Source organism: Bradyrhizobium sp. USDA 10063 (assembly GCF_054063735.1).
Genome location: NZ_JBSSGP010000002.1, coordinates 6,640,333 through 6,661,858, shown reverse-complemented (window position 1 = coordinate 6,661,858; position 21,526 = coordinate 6,640,333). Strand labels below are relative to the sequence as shown.

General features: G+C 63.2%; 21 protein-coding genes. 12 read left to right on the top strand and 9 right to left on the bottom strand.

Annotated elements, in window-relative coordinates; all coding sequences use genetic code 11:
* Positions 1–21 precede the first annotated feature (21 nt).
* From urtE to urtA, 5 genes are all read right to left on the bottom strand, one after another.
* Positions 22–717: an urea ABC transporter ATP-binding subunit UrtE gene (gene urtE, locus ACVJGD_RS33420; RefSeq protein ID WP_456638197.1), complete on the bottom strand. Its 696-nt coding sequence runs from the start codon at positions 715–717 to the stop codon at positions 22–24.
* A gap of 3 nt (positions 718–720) precedes the next feature.
* Complete coding sequence (gene urtD, locus ACVJGD_RS33415) at positions 721–1,482, bottom strand: urea ABC transporter ATP-binding protein UrtD (RefSeq protein ID WP_456638196.1); 762 nt, start codon at positions 1,480–1,482, stop codon at positions 721–723.
* Positions 1,483–1,487: 5 nt separating this feature from the next.
* Positions 1,488–2,654 carry an urea ABC transporter permease subunit UrtC gene (gene urtC / locus ACVJGD_RS33410; RefSeq protein ID WP_456638195.1) on the bottom strand — a complete coding sequence of 389 codons (1,167 nt, stop codon included), beginning with the start codon at positions 2,652–2,654 and terminating at the stop codon, positions 1,488–1,490.
* The gene (gene urtB / locus ACVJGD_RS33405; protein ID WP_456638194.1) at positions 2,651–4,219 is read right to left on the bottom strand and encodes an urea ABC transporter permease subunit UrtB; all 1,569 of its coding nucleotides are present in this window, start codon (positions 4,217–4,219) and stop codon (positions 2,651–2,653) included. The genes urtC and urtB overlap by 4 nt, the downstream gene beginning before the upstream one ends.
* 137 nt (positions 4,220–4,356) lie before the next feature.
* Positions 4,357–5,682 (bottom strand): urea ABC transporter substrate-binding protein, encoded by a 1,326-nt coding sequence (urtA, locus tag ACVJGD_RS33400; protein WP_456638193.1) that lies wholly within the window; start codon positions 5,680–5,682, stop codon positions 4,357–4,359.
* 661 nt (positions 5,683–6,343) lie between these two features.
* Here urtA and ACVJGD_RS33395 point away from each other — a divergent pair.
* The 3 genes from ACVJGD_RS33395 (at position 6,344) to ACVJGD_RS33385 (ending at position 8,567) form a co-directional block, all read left to right on the top strand.
* The gene (locus ACVJGD_RS33395) at positions 6,344–7,774 is read left to right on the top strand and encodes a DEAD/DEAH box helicase (RefSeq protein WP_456638192.1); all 1,431 of its coding nucleotides are present in this window, start codon (positions 6,344–6,346) and stop codon (positions 7,772–7,774) included.
* A gap of 24 nt (positions 7,775–7,798) precedes the next feature.
* Positions 7,799–8,089 carry a translation initiation factor IF-1 gene (gene infA, locus ACVJGD_RS33390; protein ID WP_027579226.1) on the top strand — a complete coding sequence of 97 codons (291 nt, stop codon included), beginning with the start codon at positions 7,799–7,801 and terminating at the stop codon, positions 8,087–8,089.
* A 265-nt stretch (positions 8,090–8,354) separates the two neighbouring features.
* Positions 8,355–8,567 carry a cold-shock protein gene (locus ACVJGD_RS33385; RefSeq protein WP_225702472.1) on the top strand — a complete coding sequence of 71 codons (213 nt, stop codon included), beginning with the start codon at positions 8,355–8,357 and terminating at the stop codon, positions 8,565–8,567.
* Positions 8,568–8,691: 124 nt separating this feature from the next.
* Here ACVJGD_RS33385 and ACVJGD_RS33380 read toward each other — a convergent pair whose 3' ends face one another.
* The 3 genes from ACVJGD_RS33380 to ACVJGD_RS33370 all read right to left on the bottom strand — a co-directional run bounded on the left by ACVJGD_RS33380 (position 8,692) and on the right by ACVJGD_RS33370 (position 10,595).
* On the bottom strand, positions 8,692–9,333 hold the full coding sequence (locus ACVJGD_RS33380) for a TadE/TadG family type IV pilus assembly protein (RefSeq protein WP_456638191.1): 642 nt from the start codon (positions 9,331–9,333) through the stop codon (positions 8,692–8,694).
* A gap of 8 nt (positions 9,334–9,341) precedes the next feature.
* Positions 9,342–9,926, bottom strand: coding sequence for a TadE/TadG family type IV pilus assembly protein (locus tag ACVJGD_RS33375; RefSeq protein ID WP_456638190.1), 585 nt, complete (start codon positions 9,924–9,926; stop codon positions 9,342–9,344).
* A 156-nt stretch (positions 9,927–10,082) separates the two neighbouring features.
* Positions 10,083–10,595: a pilus assembly protein N-terminal domain-containing protein gene (locus tag ACVJGD_RS33370; RefSeq protein WP_456638189.1), complete on the bottom strand. Its 513-nt coding sequence runs from the start codon at positions 10,593–10,595 to the stop codon at positions 10,083–10,085.
* Between the two features lie 303 nt (positions 10,596–10,898).
* On the opposite strand from ACVJGD_RS33370, the gene ACVJGD_RS33365 reads away from it, so the two are divergent.
* On the top strand, positions 10,899–12,407 hold the full coding sequence (locus ACVJGD_RS33365; RefSeq protein WP_456638188.1) for a hypothetical protein: 1,509 nt from the start codon (positions 10,899–10,901) through the stop codon (positions 12,405–12,407).
* 209 nt (positions 12,408–12,616) lie between these two features.
* Here the strand turns inward: ACVJGD_RS33365 and ACVJGD_RS33360 are convergent, their stop codons facing one another.
* Entirely contained in the window at positions 12,617–13,447 is an 831-nt protein-coding gene (locus ACVJGD_RS33360; protein ID WP_456638187.1) for a sterol desaturase family protein, read from the bottom strand.
* Between the two features lie 302 nt (positions 13,448–13,749).
* Here ACVJGD_RS33360 and ACVJGD_RS33355 point away from each other — a divergent pair, with 302 nt between their 5' ends.
* From ACVJGD_RS33355 to ACVJGD_RS33320, 8 genes are all read left to right on the top strand, one after another.
* Positions 13,750–13,914, top strand: a complete 165-nt coding sequence (locus ACVJGD_RS33355; protein WP_456638186.1) for a Flp family type IVb pilin — start codon at positions 13,750–13,752, stop codon at positions 13,912–13,914.
* Between the two features lie 174 nt (positions 13,915–14,088).
* Complete coding sequence (locus ACVJGD_RS33350; protein ID WP_456638185.1) at positions 14,089–14,613, top strand: A24 family peptidase; 525 nt, start codon at positions 14,089–14,091, stop codon at positions 14,611–14,613.
* Between the two features lie 128 nt (positions 14,614–14,741).
* Positions 14,742–15,539 (top strand): Flp pilus assembly protein CpaB, encoded by a 798-nt coding sequence (gene cpaB, locus ACVJGD_RS33345; RefSeq protein ID WP_456638184.1) that lies wholly within the window; start codon positions 14,742–14,744, stop codon positions 15,537–15,539.
* 41 nt (positions 15,540–15,580) lie between these two features.
* Positions 15,581–17,029 carry a type II and III secretion system protein family protein gene (locus ACVJGD_RS33340; RefSeq protein ID WP_456638183.1) on the top strand — a complete coding sequence of 483 codons (1,449 nt, stop codon included), beginning with the start codon at positions 15,581–15,583 and terminating at the stop codon, positions 17,027–17,029.
* Positions 17,030–17,038: 9 nt separating this feature from the next.
* A complete protein-coding gene (locus ACVJGD_RS33335) occupies positions 17,039–17,788 on the top strand; it encodes a CpaD family pilus assembly protein (RefSeq protein ID WP_456638182.1) in 750 nt (249 codons plus the stop codon).
* Entirely contained in the window at positions 17,785–19,050 is a 1,266-nt protein-coding gene (locus ACVJGD_RS33330; protein ID WP_456638181.1) for an AAA family ATPase, read from the top strand. The genes ACVJGD_RS33335 and ACVJGD_RS33330 overlap by 4 nt, the downstream gene beginning before the upstream one ends.
* Positions 19,051–19,068: 18 nt before the next feature.
* On the top strand, positions 19,069–20,532 hold the full coding sequence (locus tag ACVJGD_RS33325) for a CpaF family protein (RefSeq protein WP_456638180.1): 1,464 nt from the start codon (positions 19,069–19,071) through the stop codon (positions 20,530–20,532).
* Positions 20,533–20,543: 11 nt separating this feature from the next.
* Positions 20,544–21,521 carry a type II secretion system F family protein gene (locus tag ACVJGD_RS33320; protein WP_456640453.1) on the top strand — a complete coding sequence of 326 codons (978 nt, stop codon included), beginning with the start codon at positions 20,544–20,546 and terminating at the stop codon, positions 21,519–21,521.
* Positions 21,522–21,526: the final 5 nt, after the last annotated feature.

Genomic DNA, 21,526 nt, shown 5'->3' with positions numbered 1-21,526 from the left:
CCGTCTGGTCGGTTGCGTCCCTTATAGCGCCATCTGGCGGGAGATTTCAGCGGGATCGAGGCTGGAACGGTCGCAGGCATATTTCACCGCGCCACGGTCCATCACCGCAAAACTGTCGCCGAGCTCGCAGGCGAAATCGAGATATTGCTCGACCAGCACGATCGCGATGTTGCCGAGATTGCGCAAATAGGAGATGGCGCGGCCGATATCCTTGATGATCGAGGGCTGGATGCCCTCGGTCGGCTCGTCCAAAAGCAGAAGTTTCGGCCGCATCACCAGCGCGCGGCCGATCGCGAGTTGCTGTTGTTGTCCGCCGGAGAGGTCGCCGCCGCGGCGGCCGAGCATCGATTGCAGCACCGGAAACAGCGAGAATACGTCGTCGGGAATGAAGCGATTCTCGCGCTTGAGCGGGCCGAAGCCGGTCTTGAGATTCTCCTCCACCGTGAGCAGCGGAAAGATCTCGCGGCCCTGCGGCACGAAGCCGATGCCGCGTCGCGCGCGCTCATACGGCTTCAGGCCGGTGATGTCGCTGCCGTCGAACTCGATCGAGCCTGACGCGATCGGATACTGGCCGACCATGGCGCGGAGCAGCGAAGTCTTGCCGACGCCGTTGCGGCCGAGCACGCAGGTGACCTTGCCGGGTTCCGCCGACAGCGAGACGCCGCGCAGCGCCTGCGCCGCACCGTAGAAGAGGTTGATGTTCTCGACCTTCAGCATCGCCTATCGCCCCAGATATACTTCGACGACCCGCTCGTTCGACGAGACCTGGTCGATGCTCCCCTCCGCCAGCACCGCGCCTTCGTGCAGGCAGGTCACCTTGACGCCGAGCTCGCGCACGAAAGTCATGTCGTGCTCGACCACCATGATGGTGTGGTCCTTGTTGATCTCCTTGAGCAACTCCGCGGTCTGGTGGGTCTCGACATCGGTCATTCCGGCCACGGGCTCGTCGACCAGCAGCAGTTTCGGATCCTGCGCCAGCAGCATGCCGATCTCGAGCCACTGCTTCTGGCCGTGGGACAGGCTGCCGGCGAGCCGGTTGCGCGCGTCGGTGAGGCGGATGGTCTCCAGCACCTTCTGGATGCGCTCGGTCTCCGCCTTGCTCTCGCGCCAGAACAGCGTGCCGTGGACAGAGTGATCGACATTGAGCGCGAGCAGGAGATTGTCCTGCACGGTCTGGCTTTCGAACACCGTCGGCTTCTGGAATTTGCGGCCGATGCCGAGCTCGGCGATCCGGGTCTCGTCCAGCCGCGTCAGGTCGGTGACGCCGTCGAACAGCACCGTGCCTTCATCCGGCCTGGTCTTGCCGGTAATGATGTCCATCATCGTGGTCTTGCCGGCGCCGTTCGGGCCGATAATGGCGCGCATCTCCCCCGGCTCGAGCGCGAGCGAGAGATTGTTGATGGCGTGGAAGCCGTCGAACGAGACGTGCACGCCGTCAAGATACAGCATCGCTGAAGTGGCACGGGTATCCATCACGTTCATTGCGCCTACTCCGCCGGATTGGGTTCGCTGATGCCGTCCTCGCGTGCGGCGCTTTCCACGGCCGCGACGCGCTGCGCCGTCCATGGCTCCCACCAGGCATTGAAGGTGCCGACAATGCCCTTGGGCAGCAGCAGCGTCACCAGGATGAACAGCGCGCCCAGCATGAACAGCCAGTACGGCGCGAGCGGCCCTGAGGTGAAGAACGTCTTGGCATAGTTGACGACGATGGCGCCGAGGGCTGCGCCCACCAGCGTGCCGCGACCGCCGACCGCGACCCAGATCACGGCCTCGATTGAATTGCCCGGCGCGAATTCGCTTGGATTGATGATGCCGACCTGCGGCACATAGAGAGCGCCGGCGACGCCGGCCATGCAGGCCGACAGCGTGAACACGAACAGCTTGTAGGATTCCACGCGGTAGCCGAGGAAGCGGGTGCGGCTTTCGGCGTCGCGCACCGCGATCAGCACCTTGCCGAGTTTCGAGGTCACGATCGCGCGGCAGATCAAAAAGCCGATGATCAGCGCAAGGCAGCTCAGCGCGAACAAAGCGGCGCGGGTGCCGTCGGCCTGGACGTTGAAGCCCAGGATATCCTTGAAGTCGGTCAGGCCGTTGTTGCCGCCGAAGCCGAAATCATTGCGGAAGAACGCCAGCAGCAGCGCATAGGTCATCGCCTGCGTGATGATCGAGAGATAGACGCCGGTGACGCGGGAGCGGAAGGCGAGCCAGCCGAAGCAGAAGGCGAGCAGGCCCGGCACCAGCAGCACCATCAGCGCCGCGAAGGGGAACATGTCGAAGCCGTACCAGTACCAGGGCAGCTTGTCCCAGTTCAGGAACACCATGAAGTCAGGCAGGATCGGGTTGCCATAGACGCCGCGGCTGCCGATCTGGCGCATCAGGTACATGCCCATCGCGTAGCCGCCGAGCGCGAAGAAGGCGCCATGGCCGAGCGAGAGGATGCCGCAATAGCCCCAGATCAAATCGATCGAGAGCGCCAGGATGGCGTAGCAGACATATTTGCCCCACAGCGCGACCAGATAGGTCGGCACCTGCAGGAACGAGCCCTGAGGCAGCAAGAGGTTCGACAGCGGGATCAGGATGCCGACGGCCGCGACGATCAGGATGAAGGCGGTCGCGGCGCGGTCCAGCGAGCGGGTGAGGATATGCGCGCTCATGCTTCCACCGCCCGCCCCTTTAGCGCGAACAGGCCGCGCGGCCGCTTCTGGATGAAAAGGATGATCAGGACCAGGATGGCGATCTTGCCGAGCACGGCGCCAGCAACGGGCTCTAGGAACTTGTTGGCGATGCCGAGGGTGAAGGCGCCGACCAGCGTGCCCCAGAGATTGCCGACGCCGCCGAACACGACGACCATGAAACTGTCGATGATATAGCTCTGGCCGAGATTGGGGCTGACATTGTCGATCTGCGACAGCGCGACGCCCGCGATGCCGGCAATCCCCGAGCCGAGGCCGAAGGTCAACGCGTCGACGCGGGAGGTGGCAATCCCCATTGAGGCCGCCATGCGGCGGTTCTGCGTCACCGCGCGCATCTCGAGCCCGAGCGCCGTGTAGCGCAGCATCGCCAGCAGGATCGCGAACACCGCCAGCGTGAAGCAGAGGATCCAGAGCCGGTTATAGGTGATGGTGATCTGGCCGAGCTCGAAGGCGCCGCTCATCCAGGAGGGATTGCCGACTTCGCGGTTGGTCGGGCCGAACACGGTACGCACCGCCTGCTGCAGCACCAGCGACAGGCCCCAGGTCGCCAGCAGCGTTTCCAGCGGGCGGCCGTAGAGGAAGCGGATGATGCTGCGCTCGATCGCAACGCCGACCCCGCCGGCAACCAGGAAGGCGAGCGGCACGGCGATCAGCAGCGAATAGTCGAACAGGCCGGGATAGCGGGTGCGGATCACCTCCTGCACCACGAAGGTGGTGTAGGCGCCCAGCATCACCATCTCGCCATGGGCCATGTTGATGACGCCCATCACGCCGAAGGTGATGGCAAGCCCGATCGCCGCCAGCAGCAGCACCGAACCGAGCGACAGGCCGTACCAGGCATTCTGCACCGCCGACCACATCGCCAGATTGCTCTGGATCGAGGAGATCGCGCCCGTGATGGCTTGCGCCACCAGCGGCGGCTGATCGGGGCCGGCGCTGGTGAGTAGCGCCAGCGCTTCCTGGTCGCCGCGCGACTTGATGACCGAGACGGCCTCGATCTTGTCGTTGTCGGAGGCGTCAGACTTGAACAGGATGATCGCCGCACGCGCCTCGGTGAACGCCTGCTTTGCCGCCTTGTCGGTCTCCTTTGCGAGCGCGCCCTCGACCACGGAGAGCGCGTTCTCATCATGGCTCTTGAAGACGGATTGCGCGGCGGCGACGCGCTTCGCCGGATCCGGCGAAAGCAGCGTCAGGCTGCCGAGCGCAGCCTCCACCGTCCGGCGCAGGCGATTGTTGAGACGGACGGAGGCAGCACTGTCCGGCAGCTTGTCGACGGCAGCGCCGGTGGCGGCATCGATGATCTTGCCGTCTGCCTGGGTGATGAAGACTTTCTTGCTCTCGGGATCGGCTGACAGCCGCTCTTCCTGGAGCGCCGAGATGATCGGGAAAGCGAGCGGATTGCCCGAGCTTGCGACCGCCTCGATCGCTTCCGCGGTGTCGGAAAATTCGTCATTGGCGAATTTGGCGACCGCGTCCTCGAACGTTCCAGCGAAGGCCGGCAGCGCGAAGCAGGCAATCAGCAACACTGAAAGAACGAGCGCGCAAAAACGCTTAGGAAAATGGCCAAACACGTGACGACCCCGGCAGGAGTGGTGAGGAGAAGGCGGCAAGGTCCGCCGCCTTCTCCAGTCTCTTGGAAGTTCTTCTGGATGAACGGATCAGATCAGGAGCCCTGACCGCCGCACTTGTTGGTCTTGGTGTTCCAGTTGCCACACTTCTTGCCGACCCAGTCGCCGATCAGGTCCTTGGAGCCTTCGAGCTCCTTCGACCAGGCATCGCCCGCGACGAGGCCGGGGGTCTTCCACACCACGTCGAACTGGCCGTTGCCCTTGATCTCGCCGATGAACACCGGCTTGGTGATGTGGTGGTTCGGCAGCATCTTGGAGACGCCGCCGGTCAGGTTCGGCGCCTCGATGCCGGGCAGCGCGTCGATCACCTTGTCCGGGTCGGTCGACTTCACCTTCTCGACCGCCTTCACCCACATGTTGAAGCCGATGTAGTGCGCTTCCATCGGGTCGTTGGTCACGCGCTTCGGATTCTTGGTGTAGGCCTGCCAGTCCTTGATGAACTTCTCGTTGGCCGGCGTCTTGATCGACTCGAAGTAGTTCCAGGCGGCGAGATGGCCGACCAGCGGCTTGGTGTCGATGCCGGCGAGCTCTTCCTCACCGACCGAGAACGCGACCACCGGGATGTCGGTCGCCTTGATGCCCTGGTTGCCGAGCTCCTTGTAGAAGGGAACGTTGGCGTCGCCGTTGATGGTGGAGACCACCGCCGTCTTCTTGCCGGCCGAGCCGAACTTCTTGATGTCGGCCACGATGGTCTGCCAGTCGCTATGACCGAACGGCGTGTAGTTGATCATGATGTCTTCCTGCTTGACGCCCTTCGACTTCAAGTAGGCTTCCAGGATCTTGTTGGTGGTGCGCGGATAGACGTAGTCGGTGCCCGCCAGCACCCAACGCTTCACCTTTTCGTCCTTCATCAGGTAGTCGACGGCCGGGATCGCCTGCTGGTTTGGCGCCGCGCCGGTGTAGAACACGTTGCGCTCGGACTCTTCGCCCTCATACTGCACGGGGTAGAACAGGATGTTGTTCAGCTCCTTGAACACCGGGAGCACGGACTTGCGCGACACCGAGGTCCAGCAGCCGAACACGACCGCGACCTTGTCCTTGGTGATGAGCTCGCGCGCCTTTTCCGCGAACAGCGGCCAGTTCGATGCGGGGTCGACGACGACAGCCTCGAGCTTCTTGCCGAGCACGCCGCCTTTCTTGTTCTGCTCGTCGATCAGGAAGAGAATCGTATCCTTCAGCGTGGTCTCGCTGATGGCCATGGTGCCGGAGAGGGAATGCAGGACGCCGACCTTGATGGTGTCGTCGGCGGCTTTGGCCGGAGAAAATGGCGAGGACGCCAGGCCCAAAACCAGGCCTGCGGCGGCCGCGAGCCAGCCGCGGCGGCTCAGCGTCGCTCTATCGTGAGTAAGCTGTGTAAGCATGAAATGTCATCTCCCTGACGCAGGCGTGAACGCATGCGAAACGGCCCCACGGCCGCCTGCGACAAAAGGAATCGCAAGAACCATGCCACGGTCGAGGCACCCTTTAAGTCACTGCTGGCGAAGGGAAATTTGGCGTTCTGAGGAGAACAAATGGAATGACCGCCTAATTATTGAGCATCAAAGATGTATGCCAAAGTGGCAATCAGTCTAGTTTATAAGCAAATAACCTAGTTTGGCTAAATTTCCGGCATTGAATTGTGACGACGTCGCGACATCCGGGTTCACCTCTCCCGCTTGCTTGCGGGGGAGGTTGGCGCACAGCGCCGGTGGGGGCTCTCTCCGCACGTGGTGACAGGGTGAATCGTGGAGATACCCCCGCCCAGCCCCTCCCCCGCAAGCGGAAAAGGGGACGCAGCGACAGTTTACCTTGAAAGCGCCGCGTTCATGTTCCATATGAGGGGTGTGACCCGCGCGAATCGCCGGGTCGGCGCAAGCTTGCGTGTTCTAAGCCGCCTTGGTTCCAACCGGCCACGGCGGCTTTTGGCTTGCCCTTGATCAGCCAACAGCACCGATGCCCCAGACACGCGGGTATCACTGATGCCCTCACGCGCCCGGCCGACATCGCCGGCGCGCTTGACGTTTTGATGGAAAGACCTCCCTTTTGACCTCCTTTCAGGATTTCGGCCTTGCCGATCCCATCGCCCGCGCACTTCGGGAAGAGAACTACGTCACCCCTACCCCCATCCAGGCCCAGACCATCCCGCTCGCGCTCGAAGGCCGCGACGTGATCGGCATTGCGCAGACCGGCACCGGCAAGACCGCCTCGTTTGCGCTGCCGATCCTCAACCGGCTGCTGCAGCACCGCACCAAGGTGCAGCCGAAGTCATGCCGCGTGCTGGTGCTCTCGCCCACCCGCGAATTGTCGGGCCAGATCCTCGACAGCTTCAATGCCTATGGCCGCCACATCCGCCTTTCTTCCGCGCTGGCGATCGGCGGCGTGCCGATGGGCCGGCAGGTCCGCTCGGTGATGCAGGGCGTCGAAGTCATGGTGGCGACTCCCGGCCGCCTGCTCGATCTCGTGCAGAGCAATGGCCTGAAGCTCAACCAGGTCGAGTTCCTGGTGCTCGACGAAGCCGACCGCATGCTCGACATGGGCTTCATCAATGACATCCGGAAGATCGTCGCCAAGCTGCCGGTGAAGCGGCAGACGCTGTTCTTCTCGGCGACGATGCCGAAGGACATCGCCGAACTCGCGGAGGCGATGCTGCGCGATCCCGCCCGCGTGGCGGTGACGCCGGTCTCATCGACGGCCGAGCGGGTCAGCCAGCGCATCCTCCAGGTCGATTTCGCCGCCAAGCCCGCCGTGCTGGCGCAACTGCTGAAGCAGGAGCCGGTTGACCGCGCGCTGGTGTTCACCCGCACCAAGCACGGTGCCGATAAAGTGGTGAAGGGGCTGGAGAAGGCCGGCATCGCGGCCAACGCGATCCACGGCAACAAGTCGCAGAATCACCGCGAACGCACACTGGCGGCATTTCGTTCCGGCGAAATCCGCACTTTGGTCGCGACCGACATCGCCGCGCGCGGCATCGACGTCGACGGCATCAGCCATGTCGTCAATTACGACCTGCCGAACGTGCCGGAGACCTACGTGCACCGCATCGGCCGCACGGCACGCGCCGGCGCCGACGGCGTCGCGATCTCGCTCGTCGCGGGCGCAGAAGAGATGGGATACTTACGCGACATCGAGCGTTTGATCCGTATGGCGCTGCCGCGGGAAGACCGCCGCACACCGGGCAGCCGCGAACAGGCGCCTGCCGCTGCCGCCGCTCCGCACCACCGGGCTGGACGATCGGCGCCGCGGGCCCATACGGCCAGGGGAAATGAATCGCCGCCGGCTGCAAAAGGGCCTCGCCGCCGCCGCCGTCGAGGTGGTAATAGTGGCGCGCCGCAGGTGGGCCGTGGCGAGTCGCCGCGTCCGCCGCAGATCGGCAAGAGCGAGGGCAACCAAGGCGGCATTCAAGGCGTCGCTTTTTTGCATCGCGAAAGCCGAGCCAAACCGAAACCCAACCGCAACAACCAAACGCAGCACTAGCCGTCATCGATTCTGGAGAACCACATGGCTAAGGAAGAGCTGATCCAGTTCGAAGGGCTGGTGACCGAAATCCTTCCCGACGCACGCTATCGCGTGCAACTCGACACCGGACACGAGATTGTCGCCTACACGGCCGGCAAGATGAAGAAGAACCGCATCAAGACGCTGGCCGGCGACCGGGTCACGATTGAAATGTCGCCCTACGACCTCGAGAAGGGGCGGCTGATTTTCCGTCACAAGGACGAGCGTCCGAGCTCGCCCGGCGGTCCGCCGCGCGGCCAGCCGCCGCGGGGTGGCCAGTTCCGCCGCCGCTGACGTGTTCCAAAGGCGTCCGGAATCACGCGCGACACCCTTGGTGTCTTGCGTGATCCCCGGCGGTTTACGCGTCCGAACGAAATCCGCGCACGTCAGGATTGTTTTGGGGCCGTTTTTCGCATAATATCGCGTTAATCGATTTTCGGCCGGACGACATTAGCCATCCACCGGTATCCCGGTTCAGGTGCTGACGACCCTTCCAAAATTCGATCCACCAGCCCACGAGAGTGGGTTTCGACTTGTCTATCTGAGAAGGGACTATCCCGTGAGCATGGGAACCGTGAAGTGGTTTAACGCAACCAAGGGCTACGGCTTCATCCAGCCCGACGACGGCGGCAACGACGTGTTCGTGCACATCAGCGCTGTCGAACGTGCCGGCCTTGGCACGCTGCGCGAAGGCCAGAAGATCTCCTACGAGATCGTGGCCGACCGCCGTTCGGGCAAATCCGCCGCCGACAATCTACGCTCGGCGGGCTGACCGACTGCGGGCCCGCGCCTGCAGCGTTCGCGACTGAAGCAAAGCTCCGAACTTGGAGCACCGAGTAAGGAAGCCGCGCTCACTGCGCGGCTTTCTGTTTTGGGTTATGCGCGCAGATCACGCGTCAGGACACCGGCGTGCACTTGCTGCCCTCGCTCGCGGCCGGCGGATAGTCGACGCAGGTCGACTGCCTCGGCCGGGTATAGGCTTCGTCATCCATCGGAACGCCGGTCTTGAGCAGATAGCCGACCGGCGGGGTGTACTTGTAACTGACCTCGCTCCAGATCAGCCAGGTGTTCGGTATCAACAACCCCGCTGGAACCGTCACCGTATCGTTCGGCTTGTGCGGCGAAGCCTTGAGCGTCGCCTGTGGCGAGCCGCTGACCATTGCGACGGTGGCCGACTGGCTCCACTGGATCTTCGCGATGCTGTCTTTGTCGATGAACACTTCCGAGACGGTCGCAGTCAATGGCGTGAGGGAATAGGGCAACAGGATTGCCCCGCTCGCGGCGAAGACATTCTGCATGTCCGCAGTCTTGACGCTGTCCAGCGATTGCGACGTCAGGTCGGACGCCGCGTATGCCACCAGTGTCAGCTTGCGCTTGACGGCGATAGCGGAGCTGAGCTCGACCGTTCCGAAGAACAGCACCAGCATGATGGGAACGATCATCGCGAATTCGGTCGCCGCTACGCCGCGGCGGTCGCGTACGAAATTGCCGATCTTGCGGCGCATGCGCCACATCGATGAGCGCAAATTCGTTTGCATTGCTTCACTCATGAGCACGTCATCCCGCCAGTCGGAAAGGGCTCGTTCTTGAAGACCGCCGTTCCCGACAACAGGCGTTTGCTGCCGCTCAGATTGGAAAGGTCGTATTCGAGGTTGTATCCGAGGTTGAAGATTTTGATGATGTAGACCGGCCACTGATAGAACAGCCTGACCACAACGATATTGCTGTCCTGGCCAGGACAATATTTCATGTCATTGATGAAGGTGTTGCCCGCATCGATCTGGTTGGGAATCTTGACCACGTTGGCCTGCGCGTAGCTGCGAACGTCGACATAGATGCCGTTTCTGCAGTCGAACAGGAAACTGAGCTTGTGGCCGCAGACCAGATCCTTGAATTGCGCCTGACTGAGTGAACTGTTTTGCGCCTGGCCGGTCTGGACCATGCGCGCGGTATCCTGGGTGATCGTCTCGAGCACCTGGCCGGCGAAGAAGACCATCGCCGTCTCGATGATCGCGAACAACAACGCGAAGAACACCGGCGCGATAAGGGCGAATTCAACGGCAGTTACACCGCGACGATCGCGGCGAAACCGGCGCAACAGGTTCCGGAAAGAGCCAAGGGGCTGCGGCATCGGGAGAGTCTCGCGGGATGACCCCGCAAGGACTAACTGAAACTGATTGTCGAAATGTTTCGTCGGATGAAGACAGGACGACCCGTTCCGTTAGGCCGGCGTTAAGTATGGGCGGACAGCGCAACGCCGCCGCCCCAACGGCCCCAATCCTGATCGTTAGTTGGACGACTTGGGGGCGGCAGCCCCACCCTGCCCGCTTGCCTGGGTGCTGAGCGTGCCGGCCTGATCGATCGTGGACTTGAAGTAGTTTTCGCCGTCGCCGAGCGTCACGCGGCGCTGGCAGATCGGCATGCAGCTATAGGATTCCCGCTCGATGCCGCGATAGACGGTGACGAGTTGGTCGCTCGGGCCCTGGACCTGGATCTGGCGGTCGACCAGCACCTGGCCGTTGCGATCCATCGCGATGAAATTGGTGGCGCCATAACCCTTGCCGGTGACGACCACCACGCCGCCGGTCTGCAGCGTCACATCGGCGATCATGGGATTGCCAACGACGATGGTGGCGATGCCGGTCGGGAGCTTGACGAGCTTGGCCTGATCGACATTGACCTCGATCCGATCAGGATCGGCCGCGGCAAAGCCCGAGGAAGGCCAGGCCACGACGGCGGCTGCGAGAAGGCTGAAGGCGAAACCCGCAAACGTACGGATACGCTCTGACTTGAACGACATGCTCCACCCCGGGACGTTGACAAGCCGGCATCGCGATACGCAGCGGAACCGGCGCCCGACCAGGCTAAACTGACGAAGATTCATGAACGAAGTGCAAAAAGCGCGTCGGCAATTTCACCGACATTCACCTTCGCAACGGCAGCCGGAGATTCGCCGGCAAGCCTTAACCGCTTGTTCATCACTATCATCGGATGTGCCGCTCACGCGCATAATTTAACCCGGCTCTACCGGACCATGATCCAGTAAGAGCTGCGCTGGCGTTCGTTTCGCCTCTCGATACCAACCAGGCAGCATTAGAAATCGATGTCCATTGCGATCACCAACAACGTAAATATCCGCAGCGCGGCACGAGGGCTGGTTCCGCTCTGCGTCGGCGCAGGAGTCTATCTGCTTCTGCTCTCGATGGGCGAGATCATGCTGCGGGATTCGGACACCTACTGGCAGATCAAGGTCGGGCAGTGGATCATCGACCACGGCGCAATGCCCTATACGGACATCTATTCGTTTACCCGATTGGGCGAGCCCTGGACCTCGAGCTCCTGGCTCTCTCAGGTGCTGTATGCCACCGTTTACGTGGAATCGGATTGGGCCGGACCCGTCATTCTGACTTCGATCGCGATCGGAGTGACGACGGCGATCTTCATCCACCTGCTCAGCCCGTACTTCGACCTCGCGCGCGCTACGCTCATCGCCGCGCTGGCGCTGCTGCTGTCGACGCCTCACTTTCTGGCGCGGCCTCATATGCTGGCGCTGCCGGTGATGGTGAGCTTTGTCGGCGGGCTGCTTGCCGCGGCCGATCGCCGTAGCCAGCCGTCGTGGCTGTTGCTGCCGCTGATGGCTCTGTGGGCCAACCTGCACGGCGGCTTCGTTCTCGGACTGGCGCTGATCGGACCGATCGGACTGGAAGCGGTCTGGTGCGTCGATCGCAAGCACCGTGTTCAGCTTGCTGCGCGATGGGCGCTGTTTGGACTCGCGGCCCTCGTAGCGGCTTGTTGCACGCCTTATGGCTGGGGCACGCTGCTGGCCGCGACGAAAATCCTCAGTTTGGGTAAGCTGCTGTCGCTGATCTGGGAGTGGATGCCTGTCGATTTCAGCTCGTTCACGCTGTTCGAAGGTGCGCTGCTCGGCCTGATCGGCGTCGCCTTTTATCGCAAGCTCGAGCTTTCCGTACCGCGGATCATTCTCCTGCTGGGCTTTATCTGGATGGCCCTGACACATGTCAGGAACATCGAAGTGTTTGCATTTCTCGTTCCGCTCGTTCTGGCAAAGCCGATCGCCGAGCAATGGAGAACCGCCGAAGCTGCCCCGCTCGCCAGCGCGGAGATTCGACTGCCCCCTTTCATCACGATCTTTGCAGCGGTCGCGATCGTCGCGACGGCATGGGCTACGACAGCAACTTTTGTCTCGCACCATCCCTTCTCGTTCTTGAAGCACCAAACCCCGGTCGCAGCGATCGATCTGCTCGAAAAAAGGCAGGCAAAGCGGATATTCAATACAGCCGGATTCGGCGGCTATATGATCTCCCGCAATATGGAGGTCTTTATCGACGGCCGTGCCGAGTTGTATGGCGAGCAATTCGTGCTGGACTATTTCCGCGCAACCGAGGCCCGGAACTTGAGCGAGCTCCTGCGCCTGCTCGATACGTACCGGATCGATGCTACGCTGCTCGATGCGGACTCCCCCGCCGGACATGCCTTGGACAACGTCAAGGGCTGGAAGCGTTTGTATAAGGATGGCGAAACCGTCATCCATGTTCGAACCGACGAGGCTCAGGCGGACGGCACCTCTCCCGCGACGAAAACGTCCAACTGATCATCCGATGATCTATAGTGGGGGTGCCTCCCCGATTGGCACCCTTTGAGTGGAGAGAGCCCTCGTCCGGCGCTCACGCCATAGCTGGAGCTTCGCTTCGACGTTCCTTAGAATGAACGACCGCCAGGAGGCGGCCTACTCCTCCCCCACAAGCAGAGGGAAGGTGAAGCCAATTCGCAGCCGCTTCTTCGACCGACTGGGACCGTCGTCTAGTGACGGAACGGATACGCGAGCTGTCCGGCGATCTCGGTCGGCACGCCTTGTTCGGCGTCGACGCCGTACGCTTCAGGAAGCTTACCCTCCGGCATCCGGAATGTGCCGAACAACATATCCCATATCGGGAAAGTGCCGGCAAAATTGGTGTCGCCGCCCTCCGCCGGGGAGGTGTGGTGCCAGCGGTGGAATACTGGCGTCGCGATCACATACTTGAACGGCCCCAGCGTCCAGTTGAGATTGGCATGGACGAAGGCCGAGTGGAAGGTCGTGAACGGACCGACCCACAGCATGATATTGGGCGAGATGCCGGCGAGCAGCAGGATTACGTCAACCGAGATGGTGCCGATCACAAGATTGACCGGGTGAAAACGGGCCGCCGAAATCCATTCGAGATCCTCGGAGGAATGGTGAATGGCGTGATATTTCCAGAAGCCGCCATTGTGGAACATGCGGTGCAGCCAATAGAGCATGAAATCCGACGCAACGAGGAACAACAGGGCCTGCACCCACAATGGAAGCTGCGCCAGCGGCCCGTGACCGTTGTCGTAAAATGCAACCAGGTCGTCGGCACCGTAGATGTTGAAGAATACGCCCGCGCCCAGCACCAACAGGCCGATCCGGAGCACGCGCGCGAATGCAGGGACGAAGAACCAATAGCAGATGTCGGTCAGAAGTTCGCGCTTCTGCCACCAGGGTTTGCCGGGATTGCATGCCCCGAAATGAGCAAGCACCGTGAAGACCACGGCTAGCGCGATGGTGATCGGCAGCACCTTTAGCATGGTTTGCCCAACCAGCGTGATGACTTCCAATGGAAGCGCAGACATCGCGACCTCTTGTTCTCGAGAGGCCTCGACCGGTACAGGTCCAGGCTTAAGGAGCCGTGAATTTCAGAACAAACCGCTCGCTGCGAGGCGTCGATTGAGATCTGCAATCATCGGATTTCTTTGGAAGCCTTAAAACGAAATTTACCTTGCGCAAGAAGTGCGAATTGGGGCCGTCTTTCTGCAATCGAATTAACTGCACTGCAATCGTCCCCCTCTAGCGTGCCTTCATGGTCGCGGTGCTGAGAACGCCGATGAGACCTGATGTTAATTCGACCAGCCACGTGTACATGGAGCTAACCCTGATGAAGAACCTTATCGCGCGTTTCGTAAAGGACGAGTCCGGCGCTACCGCCATCGAATACGGCCTTATCGCTGCCGGCATTGCGATCGCCATCATCGTCGCGGTTCGCGGCGTCGGCACCGCGCTGACCGGCACCTTCAACACCGTCTCGACCTCGCTGAAGTAATCGAGGCCGTCCGTAGAGTTCGGTAAAGGCCCCGGCGTTCCGGGGCCTTTGTTGCTTCGGACAATCAACTGCCGTCGCTGAAAAAAGGCGCTCCCGGCCCGCGACGGTTCACCAATCGAGACGGGTCGGCCAGCCGGAATCCGAGAGTTCAATCGCAACGGATCTTAGAACGTCATGATGCTAGACATTGCGCGTCTCGTGCTGTTTCCGGCCTTGATGGCATTCTCGGCGGCGAGCGATCTCCTCACGATGACCATCTCCAACCGGGTCTCGTTGGGACTGGTGATCGGCTTCTTCGTGCTCGCGCTGCTGAGCGGCATGGGGCTCCATGACGTGCTTTCGCATGCCGGCGCAGGCGCCACCGTGCTCGTGGCCGGATTTACCTGCTTTGCGCTGGGCTGGATCGGGGGCGGCGACGCCAAGGTCGCGGCCGGCGCCGCGCTCTGGATCGGCTTCGACCATCTGCTGCCCTATCTGGTCTATGCCTCCCTGTTCGGTGGCGCGCTCACGCTACTATTGCTCCAGTTCCGGCAATGGCCGCTGCCCTATCCCCTATCCGGCCAGGATTGGCTGCTGCGGCTGCACGCCATGGACAGCGGCATTCCCTATGGCATCGCGCTCGCGCTCGGAGCGTTGATGATCTATCCGGAGACCGAGTGGATCCGGGCGATTGATCTTGCGCATTTCGCCATGCATTGAGCGGGCAGGAGTAACTGCCCGTTAAGGCGATTTAGATACGCCTCATTAACCATGCTTTGACGAATAGCTGGTCAACTGCCGATCACGGCGGCGGAAGCGTCGCGTCGTCCTGTGGAAAGTGAAGCGTAATGAATACCGCACGCATTGTGGTCCTGGCTATCGCCGGCGCTGCTGGCCTCGCGGCGCTGTACCTGGCGAGCGGAAGCGGCGACAAGCCCGCTCCCACGGAGCAGCCGGTGGCGCAATTGCCGACCGTCGATATCCTCGTCGCGAAGTCCGACATCGGGCTGGGCCAGGCGGTCAAGCCGGACGATCTTCAATGGCAGACCTGGCCGGCGGCGACCGCGAGCAGCAACTTCATGCGACGCGACAGCAAGCCCGAAGTCATGAAGGACGTGATCGGCTCGATTGCGCGGGCCCCCTTCATTGCGGGCGAGCCGATCCGCGAGCAGAAACTGGTGAAGGCCGACGGCAGCGGCTTCATGGCCGCGATCCTGCCCTCCGGCATGCGTGCGATCTCGACCGAAATCTCGCCGGAGACCGCCGCCGGCGGCTTCATCCTGCCGAACGACCGGGTCGACGTCATCCTCTCCCGTCGCGAGAAAAATCCGGACGGCCAGGGCGCCGACGTCGTCAATTCGGAGATCATCCTGAGCAATGTCCGTGTGCTCGCGATCGACCAGGCGCCAAAGGAGAAGGACGGCACCAGCGCGCTGATCGGCAAGACCGTCACGCTCGAGCTCAAGCCCGAGCAGGCGGAGACGCTGGCGCGTGCGCGCCAGAGCGGCACGCTAACGCTGGCGCTGCGCAGCATCGCCGACGTCAATATCGTCGAGGCCAACGCCGACAATCAAATGCGCAGGCGCGGCCAGAGCGTCAACGTCATCCGTTACGGCATTGCGAGCCCGCAAACGGTACAGAAGTGAGCAAAAGGGCGCACGGAATGAAGGGCTGGGGGAATCGATCGATGATGCGGGCCTTCGTCGTTCGCGCCCTGTCGTTTTCGGCTGCCGTTGCGTTCACGCTCAACCCGGCCCTGACGCCGGTGGTGGCGAGCGATTACCGCGTCGCGGCACCGCCGGCGGACGGCCAGGCCAATGCGCGCTTCCTGTCGCTCGGGGTCGGCAAATCGGTCGTGGTCGACCTGCCCCGCGATATCAAGGATGTGCTGGTGGCCGATCCCAAGATCGCCAATGCCGTGATCCGCTCCTCGCAACGCGCCTATATCATCGGCGCCGCGGTCGGCCAGACCAACATCGTGTTCTTCGATTCCGCCGGCGCGCAGATCGCCGCCTATGACATCGCGGTGAAGCGCGACCTCAACGGCGTGCGCGCCGCGCTTCGCCAGTCGCTGCCGAATGCCGACATCCAGATCGACGGCGTCGGCGACGGCGTGGTGCTGACCGGCACCGCCTCGAGCCCGATCGAGGCGCAGCAAGCCGGCGACGTCGCTGCGCGGCTCGTCGGCGGAGCTGAGAAGGTGGTCAATTCGATCGTGGTCCGCGGCCGCGACCAGGTGATGCTCAAGGTCACCGTCGCCGAGGTCGCGCGCAATATCATCAAGCAGCTCGGCATCGATCTGACCGCCAACCTGAACTACGGCACGGCGGTGGTGAAGTTCAGCAACGCCAATCCGTTCACCGCCTACGGCCGCCCACTGGTCTCCACTAACGGAGCGACCGCCTCGTTCGGCGCCACCCCCTCGGTGTCGGCAACGCTCCGCGCGATGGAAAGCGCGGGCGTGGTGCGTACGCTGGCCGAGCCGAACCTGACCGCCATTTCCGGCGAATCCGCAACCTTCATCGCGGGCGGCGAATTCCCGATCCCTGCAGGCTATTCGTGCGACCCTGTCACCCATATCTGTACGACGCAGATCCAGTTCAAGAAGTTCGGCATCTCGCTCAACTTCACGCCTGTCGTGCTGACCGAAGGCCGCATCAGCCTGCGGGTGATGACCGAAGTCTCCGAACTGTCGAATGACAATTCGATCACGATCGCGCAGGCGGTCACCGACGGACAGGTGAACTCGCTGACCATTCCCTCGATCAAGACCCGCCGCGCGGAAACGACCCTGGAAATCCCCTCCGGCGGTGCAATGGCGATGGCCGGCCTGATCCAGGAGCAGACCAAGCAGGCGATCAACGGTTTTCCGGGCCTCGCCCAACTGCCGATCCTCGGCACGCTGTTCCGCAGCCGCGACTTCGTCAACAACCAGACCGAGCTGATGGTGCTGGTGACGCCCTATGTGGTGCGCGCGGTGGCGCAGAAGGACCTGTCGCGGCCGGATGACGGTTTTGCCAACGCCTCCGATCCGCAGGCCGACTTCTTAGGGACCGTCAACCGCATCTATGGCGTGCCGGGCCGCGCGGAGCCGGCACGAAACTACCGTGGCACTTACGGCTTCATTACCGACTGAGGCGGGACGATGATACCCAAGCTGACATCCAAACGATCCGCCGATCGCAACCGCGCCCTTGCTCGCCTCGGGGCGCTGATCGGCATCGCGGTGGCGCTCGGCGCTTGTCGGCACACTGATGACTCCCCGTTGGCGAGCTTTCCCGACGACTATCGCCTGCGCCATCCGATCGCGGTCCAGGAAGCCGACCGCTCGATCGTGGTGTTCGTCGGTCGCGGCCGCGGCGGCCTGACCGCCGCGCAGCGCGCCGACGTGATGGGGCTGGCGCAGACCTGGCTGCGCGAGGGCACCGGCGCGATCAGCATCGACACGCCTGTCGATACTCCGAATGCGCGCGCCGCCGCCGATTCCCTGCGCGAGATCCAGGCAACGTTCGCAGCCGCGGGCGTGCCGCCGCGCGCGGTCGCCGTGCGCCAGTACCGTCCGGAGGATCCGCGCCATTTCGCGGCCATCCGGATCAACTATGCGCGGATCTCGGCGGTCGCCGGCCCCTGCGGCATCTGGCCTGAAGATCTCGGACCATCGATCAACAACAAGACCTATTTCGACAACAAACCCTATTACAATTTCGGCTGCGCCAACCAGCGCAACCTCGCTGCCATGGTCGACAACCCGAGCGACCTCGTGCAGCCGCGGGCGGAGACGCCGCCTTACACCGAGCGGCGTGACGCGGCTTTTGAGAAATACCGGAAGGGCACCTCGACGACGACCACCTATCCCGAGGCCGACAAGGCCAAGCTGAGCGATGTCGGCAAATGATCAGCTACGCGCGCCAGAACTCCGACGCCCAGCCTGACGTCCCGCCGCCGGTGGAAGAGCACATCGCGCCGGCGCCGCGGGTGTCGGTGCAGGCGTTCTGCGATACCGTGGAGACCGCCGCCGCGGTGCAGTCGGCCGGCGAGGACCGCAGGCTCGCCAAAGCGCATCTGAAGATCCAGATGGGCGGCATGGCCGCCGCCATCGAGGCCTACCGGTCGGCGCCGACGCCCAACGTCATCATCCTGGAGACCGACGCCAATGGCGACATTCTCGGCGGCCTGGACCAGCTCGCCGCAGTCTGCGACGCCGGCACCAGGGTGATCGTGATCGGCCGCCTCAACGACGTCGCGCTATACCGCGAGCTGGTGCGGCGCGGCGTCAGCGACTACCTGATTGCGCCCATCGTCACCATCGATGTCGTGCGGTCGGTCTGCAACCTGTTCTCGGCGCCCGAGGCCAAGGCGGTCGGACGCATCGTCGCCGTGGTCGGCGCCAAGGGCGGTGTCGGCGCGTCCACGGTGGCGCATAATGTCGCCTGGGCGATCGCACGCGACCTGGCGCTGGATTCCGTCGTCGCCGATCTCGATCTCGCCTTCGGCACCGCCGGCCTCGACTACAACCAGGATCCGCCGCAAGGGATCGCCGAGGCCGTGTTCTCGCCCGACCGCATCGACACCGCCTTCATCGACCGGCTGCTGTCGAAATGCACCGATCATCTCAGCCTGCTCGCGGCGCCGGCCACGCTCGACCGCGTCTACGATTTCGGCACCGAGGCCTTTGATGCGATCTTCGACACGCTTCGCACGACCATGCCCTGCACCGTGCTCGACGTTCCCCACCAATGGTCGGGCTGGACCAAACGAGCCCTGATCGCCGCCGACGACATCCTGGTGGTGGCGGTCCCCGACCTTGCCAACCTGCGCAACACCAAGAACCTGGTCGACCTCTTGAAGGCCTCGCGGCCGAACGACCGCGCGCCGCTCTACTGCCTCAACCAGGTCGGCGTGCCGAAGCGTCCTGAGATCAACACCGCCGAATTCGCCAAGGCGATCGAGGCCGAGCCGATCGCGGCGATCCCGTTCGATCCGCAGATCTTCGGCTCGGCCGCCAACAACGGCCAGATGATCGCGGAGATCTCCGCCAATCATCGCACCATCGAGATGTTCCTGCAGATCGCGCAGCGGCTGACCGGCCGCGGCGAGACCAAAAAGCCCAAGGGGTCATTCCTGTCGCCCCTCTTGGAGAAGCTGCGGGCGAAATAGCGGGTCTGGAGTAGAGTCGTGTTTGGTAAGCGTAGCGCAAATGACGGTGACATGCGGGGGCTGAGGCCTGCCGTTCACGCGCCGGAGCCTTCGGCCGCGGCCGTGCCGGCGCGCGAGATAGCGCCTCCGATCATGCCTTCACCCCCGATCGCCCCGCCCAAGCCGCCGCCGGCACCGACCGTCGACACGCGCCGGTCCGACACTTACTACCAGGTCAAGGCCACCATCTTCGGTGCGCTGATCGAGGCGATCGACCTCGCCCAGCTCGCCAAGCTCGACGGCGATTCGGCGCGCGAGGAAATCCGCGACATCGTCAACGAGATCATCGCGATCAAGAACATCGTGATGTCGATCGCCGAGCAGGAGGACCTGCTCGACGACATCTGCAACGACGTGCTCGGCTACGGCCCGCTGGAGCCGCTGTTGTCGCGCGACGACATCGCCGACATCATGGTCAACGGCGCCGGGACGGTCTACATCGAGGTCGCCGGCAAGATCCAGCGCACCGGCATCCGCTTCCGCGACAACCAGCAGCTCCTCAACATCTGCCAGCGCATCGTCAGCCAGGTCGGCCGCCGTGTCGACGAATCTTCGCCGATCTGCGACGCGCGCCTCGCCGATGGCTCGCGCGTCAACGCCATCGTGCCGCCGCTCGCGATCGACGGGCCCGCGCTCACCATCCGCAAATTCAAGAAGGACAAGCTGACGCTGGAGCAGCTCGTCAAGTTCGGTGCGATCACGCCGGAAGGCGCGACCATCCTGCAGATCATCGGCCGCGTCCGCTGCAACGTGCTGATCTCCGGCGGCACGGGCTCCGGCAAGACCACGCTGCTCAACTGCCTCACCAACTATATCGAGCACGACGAGCGCATCATCACCTGCGAGGACGCCGCCGAGCTGCAACTGCAGCAGCCGCATGTGGTGCGGCTGGAAACCCGGCCACCCAACATCGAGGGCGAAGGCCAGGTCACCATGCGCGAACTGGTCCGCAACTGCCTGCGTATGCGCCCTGAGCGCATCATCGTCGGCGAAGTCCGCGGACCGGAGGCGTTCGACCTGTTGCAGGCGATGAACACCGGCCATGACGGCTCGATGGGCACGCTGCACGCCAACAACCCGCGCGAGGCGCTGTCGCGCTGCGAATCCATGATCACGATGGGTGGCTTCTCGCTGCCCTCGCGCACCATCCGCGAGATGATCTGCGCCTCGATCGACGTCATCATCCAGGCGGCGCGCCTGCGCGACGGCTCGCGCCGCATCACCCACATCACCGAAGTGATGGGCATGGAAGGCGACACCATCATCACGCAGGACATCTTCCTGTACGACATCGTCGGCGAGGACGCCAACGGCAAGATCATCGGCCGGCATCGCTCGACCGGCATCGGCCGGCCGAAATTCTGGGAGCGCGCCCGCTACTATAACGAGGAGAATCGCCTCGCCGCCGCGCTCGATGCCGCCGAAACCACGCCGCCGGCATAAGGGAGCCGATGATGAACCTGCAATCGCTCGCCCTCGCCTTCCTCGCCGCAACCACCATCGGCGGACTCGGCTGGGTCTTCCTCTATCCCTTGTTGTCGGGAGAGAAGCAGGCGGAAGCGCGACGCGCCTCCGTTGCGCGCTCCGAACCCGCAACCATGCGGCAGGCCGAACGGACCCAGCGGTCGCGCCGCGAGCAGGTCGAAGGAACCCTGCGGGAGCTGGAAGCGCGCCGGCAGAAGGAGGCGAAACCCTCGCTGGGCAGACGCCTGGCCCAGGCCGGTCTCGACTGGACGCCTCAGAAGTTCTGGATCATCTCCGGCGTCCTTGCGGCGATCGGCTTCGCGCTCTCCTACATGATCGGCGGCGGACTGCTGGGCACAGTAGGCATTGCCTTCGCCGCCGGCCTCGGCCTGCCGCGCTGGCTGCTCGGCTTCCTGAAAAAGCGCCGCGAGGCGGCGTTCCTGAAGGCGCTCCCCGACGCCGTCGACGTGATCGTGCGCGGCATCAAGGCCGGCCTGCCGTTGTTTGAATCGCTCAAGGTGGTCGCCAACGACTCGCCCGAACCGCTCAAGAGCGAGTTCAAGGCAATCATCGAAACCCAGACGATCGGCATGCCGCTCGGCGAGGCCTGCGCCCGGCTCTATGAGAGCATGCCGGTGCCGGAGGCGAACTTCTTCGGCATCGTGGTCTCGATCCAACAGAAATCCGGCGGCAATCTCTCGGAAGCGCTTGGCAATCTCTCGAGGGTGCTGCGCGACCGCAAGAAGATGAGGGAGAAGATCCAGGCGATGTCGATGGAAGCCAAGGCGTCCGCGGCGATCATCGGCGCGCTGCCGCCGCTCGTCATGCTGTCCGTCTACATCACGACGCCCGAATACATCTCGCTGCTGTGGACCCATCCGACCGGACAGGTGATGCTGGTCGCCTGCGCAGTCTGGATGACCATCGGCGTGCTGGTGATGAAGAAGATGATCAACTTCGACTTCTGACAGGT

What these genes read in the sequence shown, in the direction of transcription:
- urtE (WP_456638197.1), bottom strand. Translation starts at nt 717, where the DNA reads ATGCTGAAGGTCGAGAACATCAACCTCTTCTACGGTGCGGCGCAGGCG.
- urtD (WP_456638196.1), bottom strand. Translation starts at nt 1,482, where the DNA reads ATGAACGTGATGGATACCCGTGCCACTTCAGCGATGCTGTATCTTGAC.
- urtC (WP_456638195.1), bottom strand. Translation starts at nt 2,654, where the DNA reads ATGAGCGCGCATATCCTCACCCGCTCGCTGGACCGCGCCGCGACCGCC.
- urtA (WP_456638193.1), bottom strand. Translation starts at nt 5,682, where the DNA reads ATGCTTACACAGCTTACTCACGATAGAGCGACGCTGAGCCGCCGCGGC.
- infA (WP_027579226.1), top strand. Translation starts at nt 7,799, where the DNA reads ATGGCTAAGGAAGAGCTGATCCAGTTCGAAGGGCTGGTGACCGAAATC.
- ACVJGD_RS33380 (WP_456638191.1), bottom strand. Translation starts at nt 9,333, where the DNA reads ATGCAAACGAATTTGCGCTCATCGATGTGGCGCATGCGCCGCAAGATC.
- ACVJGD_RS33375 (WP_456638190.1), bottom strand. Translation starts at nt 9,926, where the DNA reads ATGCCGCAGCCCCTTGGCTCTTTCCGGAACCTGTTGCGCCGGTTTCGC.
- ACVJGD_RS33370 (WP_456638189.1), bottom strand. Translation starts at nt 10,595, where the DNA reads ATGTCGTTCAAGTCAGAGCGTATCCGTACGTTTGCGGGTTTCGCCTTC.
- ACVJGD_RS33365 (WP_456638188.1), top strand. Translation starts at nt 10,899, where the DNA reads ATGTCCATTGCGATCACCAACAACGTAAATATCCGCAGCGCGGCACGA.
- ACVJGD_RS33360 (WP_456638187.1), bottom strand. Translation starts at nt 13,447, where the DNA reads ATGTCTGCGCTTCCATTGGAAGTCATCACGCTGGTTGGGCAAACCATG.
- ACVJGD_RS33355 (WP_456638186.1), top strand. Translation starts at nt 13,750, where the DNA reads ATGAAGAACCTTATCGCGCGTTTCGTAAAGGACGAGTCCGGCGCTACC.
- ACVJGD_RS33350 (WP_456638185.1), top strand. Translation starts at nt 14,089, where the DNA reads ATGATGCTAGACATTGCGCGTCTCGTGCTGTTTCCGGCCTTGATGGCA.
- cpaB (WP_456638184.1), top strand. Translation starts at nt 14,742, where the DNA reads ATGAATACCGCACGCATTGTGGTCCTGGCTATCGCCGGCGCTGCTGGC.
- ACVJGD_RS33340 (WP_456638183.1), top strand. Translation starts at nt 15,581, where the DNA reads ATGATGCGGGCCTTCGTCGTTCGCGCCCTGTCGTTTTCGGCTGCCGTT.
- ACVJGD_RS33335 (WP_456638182.1), top strand. Translation starts at nt 17,039, where the DNA reads ATGATACCCAAGCTGACATCCAAACGATCCGCCGATCGCAACCGCGCC.
- ACVJGD_RS33330 (WP_456638181.1), top strand. Translation starts at nt 17,785, where the DNA reads ATGATCAGCTACGCGCGCCAGAACTCCGACGCCCAGCCTGACGTCCCG.
- ACVJGD_RS33320 (WP_456640453.1), top strand. Translation starts at nt 20,544, where the DNA reads ATGAACCTGCAATCGCTCGCCCTCGCCTTCCTCGCCGCAACCACCATC.